The organism is Halomonas sp. (assembly GCF_031581305.1).
Lineage (GTDB): Bacteria > Pseudomonadota > Gammaproteobacteria > Pseudomonadales > Halomonadaceae > Halomonas.
Genome location: NZ_JAVLBC010000064.1, coordinates 1 through 3,240 on the forward strand (window position 1 = coordinate 1; position 3,240 = coordinate 3,240).

Sequence of the window (3,240 nt, forward strand, 5' to 3'; positions counted from 1 at the left end):
CTGGATCACCACTGTGGCGATGATCACCATGAAGGTCACCGGCACCAGCATCTCGGCCCCCTCGAGGCCCTGGGCCTCGAGCTTGAGGGCGAACAGCGAGGCCACCGCTGCCGCCACGATGCCCCTCGGCGAGATCCAGGCCAGCAGTGCCTTCTCCCGCCAGTCGAGCCCGCTGCCCGCGGTGCAGAGCCACACGGTCAGCGGCCGCGCCACCAGCATCAGCGCCGCCAGGTAGGCCCAGGCCGGCCACCCCAGCAGGGCCAGTTGCTCGATGCCGAGCCGCGCGGCGAGCAGGATGAAGAGGCCCGAGATCAAGAGCACCGACAGGGTCTCCTTGAACTCGACGATGGGGCCGGTAGGCACCCGTGGCATGTTGCCCATCCACACGCCCATCACCGTGACGGTCAGCAGCCCGGATTCATGGAAGAGCTGGTTGGAGAGGGTGTAGAGGGTCAGCATGACCATCAGGGTGCCGAAGCTGTGCAGCTGGCGCGGCAGCCAGTGGTGGCGCAGCACGCAGCCCCAGAGGTAACCGCCCAGGCCCCCCAAACCGAAGCCGATCAGGGCGGACAGGCCGAACAGCCCCAGGGTATGCATGAAGGCATTCCCGGAGGTGCCGATCACCACATACTCGTAGACCAGCACTGCGCCGATGGCACCGATGGGATCGATGAGGATGCCCTCCCAGCGCAGGATCTGGGACAGGGATTCCTTGGCCCGCAGGGTCTCGAGGAGGGGCAGCACGACGGTGGGGCCGGTGACCACCAGCAGAGCGCCGAGCACGCTGGCCATTCCCCATGACAGGTCGAGCAGCCAGCGGGCGGCCAGGGCGCTGATCAGTGCCGTGAGCAGCACGCCCCAGGTCACCAGGCGACGCACCGTATGGCCGTGCCCGCGCAGCTCGGCGAAGCTCAGGGTCAGGCTGCCCTCGAAGAGGATCACGGCCACGGCCAGCGAGACCAGCGGGAAGAGCAGGTTGCCGAGCAGGGCGTCGGGGTCCAGCAGGCCGGTGATGGGCCCGACAAGGATGCCGGTGAGCAGCAGCGGCAGGATGGCGGGGACCCTGAGTCGCCAGGCGAGCCACTGGCAACCTAGTGAGAGAAGACCGATGCCGGTGAGCAGGACGGCGGGGCTTTCCATGGCAGGCTTCCTGGCGAAGGGCAGTTTACAGATTAGTTATTACCGATGGGGTGTACAATCGCTGTCGTCGTGCCCGGGATCAGCGCTGGAAGAACCAGAGAAGCGCCGAGATCGCCAGGCTGACCAGAATCATGGTGGTGATCGGGAAGAAGAACGAGACATTCTCGCGGCGGATGACGATATCGCCGGGAAGCTGGCCGAGGGGCAAGCGGGAGAGCCACGGCCAGAGCAGCCCGATGGCGACGATCAACAGTCCGACGAGTATCAGGGTGCGGTTCATTGATTCGCCTCCTGCTCACGTGTTTTACGCTCGACTTGGCAACTACTGTCGATTTTCCCGGTGGGCGCCTGCGTTTTGGCTCAGCCAGCGCGGCGCAGCATTTCCAGCAGCCCCTGCAGCGGGTGGGGCAGGGCGGTGTCGGAGAGCCGCTTGGCCTGGCTGCGGCAGGAGTAGCCGGTGGCCAGCAGCTTACCCGAGTGGTCCGTGTTCTCCACCACCGGCTGCCAGGATTGCGCATAGATGGTCTTCGAGGTCTCGAGATTTCGGGCCTCGTGGCCATAGGTGCCGGACATGCCGCAGCAGCCGGTGTTGACCAGCGTAAGCTCCAGGCCGAAGGCGGTGAATACCTGCTGCCATGCCCTGGGGCTGCCCGGGGCGTTGGTCTTCTCGGTGCAGTGGGAGAGCAGCTTGTAACCGGGGTCGTCCAGCGTCAGGCCGCCGGGCGCCAGGGTGGCGGCATGCGCCACCAGCCACTCCTGCAGCATCAGCACCTCGGGAACGGCGTCTGGCCCCAGCGCCTTCACGTACTCCTGGCGGTAGGTCAGGGTCATGGCCGGGTCGATGCCGACCAGCGGCACGCCGAACGCGGCCAGCGTCTTGAGGCGTCTGGCCTGCTTCTCCGCGGTACGCTCGAAGGCGCCCAGGAAGCCCTGGACGTTGAGGGGCTTGCCGTTGGGCGAGAAGGGCGCCACGAATACCCGGACATCGAGTCGGGCGAGCAGCTCGACGATATCCATGACCAGCTTGGCCTCGAAGTAGCTGGTGAAGGCGTCCTGGACGATCACCACGCTGCGTGCCTTCTGGGCATCGGTGAGCAGACCAAGCGAGGTGGGCGTTGCCTCGGCCACGCCCCAGGCCGCCAGCTGCTTCTTGAGGCTGGCGCGAGAGAGCCGCGGGCTGTCGACCATGCCAACCGGGCCGGCCAGCAGGCGCTCCACCAGGCGGTTGCCCAGGCTGGCATTGTAGAGCGGCGCGATGCGCGACAGGGTCGGCACCATGAACTCCAGGCCGCCGATCAGGTAGTCGCGCAGCGGACGCAGATAGCGGCCGTGGTAGACTTCCAGGAACTGCGAGCGCGAGTCGGGCACGTTGACCTTGATCGGGCACTGGCCGGCGCAGGACTTGCAGGCGAGACAGCCTGCCATGGCGTCATAGACCTCATGGGAGAAATCGTCCTCGCCGCGTCGGTGCCTCAGGGTGTTCAGTGTGCGCACGGGAAGGCCCCTGACGAACCCCCAGACGCCTTCGGCCTTCTTCCTGCGTGACTCCTCGACCAGATCGATGCTGGCGTCGCCCTGCAGGCGCAGCCATTCGCGAATCAGGCTGGCGCGCCCCTTGGGTGAGTGGATGCGATCCCGGGTGGCCTTCCAGGAGGGGCACATGGCGTCATCGGGGTCATAGTTGTAGCAGGCGCCGTTGCCGTTGCAGTAGACGGTGGCGGCGTGGGCCTGCCAGGCCTTCTCGTCGATGGTTCGGTCGAGCTGGCCGCGGGTGGTGACCCCATCGATGGTCAGCAGGCCCGGATCGACCCACGTGACGGCCTGAACGTCCTCCCCGTCGTTCGACGTCCGGCTCGCATCGTCAGGAGGCGTTTCCATGGACTCAGGGTGGGGAGACAGGGGAAGCGGTGTGGCGATCTTGCCTGGATTGAGCTGGTTGTGTGGGTCGAATGCCGCCTTGACCTGCTGCAGGCTGGGGTAGAGCTCGCCGAAGAACCTGGGCGCATACTCGGAGCGCACCCCCTTGCCGTGCTCGCCCCACAGCAGCCCATGGTAGCGCTGGGTGAGCTCGGCCACTTCGTCGGAGACCTCGCGGATCAG

The 3,240-nt window shown here is 66.6% G+C and carries 3 protein-coding genes; all 3 read right to left on the reverse strand.

Annotated elements, in window-relative coordinates; genetic code table 11:
* A partial coding sequence (locus tag RI841_RS07260) for a sodium:proton antiporter (protein ID WP_310704924.1) occupies positions 1-1,140 on the reverse strand: 1,140 nt, incomplete at its 3' end.
* 79 nt (positions 1,141-1,219) lie between these two features.
* Positions 1,220-1,420, reverse strand: a complete 201-nt coding sequence (locus tag RI841_RS07265) for a DUF2905 domain-containing protein (RefSeq protein ID WP_310704925.1) — start codon at positions 1,418-1,420, stop codon at positions 1,220-1,222.
* A gap of 80 nt (positions 1,421-1,500) precedes the next feature.
* Positions 1,501-3,240 (reverse strand): FAD-linked oxidase C-terminal domain-containing protein (locus tag RI841_RS07270; protein WP_310704926.1); only part of this gene is annotated, 1,740 nt, incomplete at its 5' end.

Coding starts and splice junctions, on each gene's coding strand:
- RI841_RS07265 (WP_310704925.1), bottom strand. CDS start 1,420: ATGAACCGCACCCTGATACTCGTCGGACTGTTGATCGTCGCCATCGGG.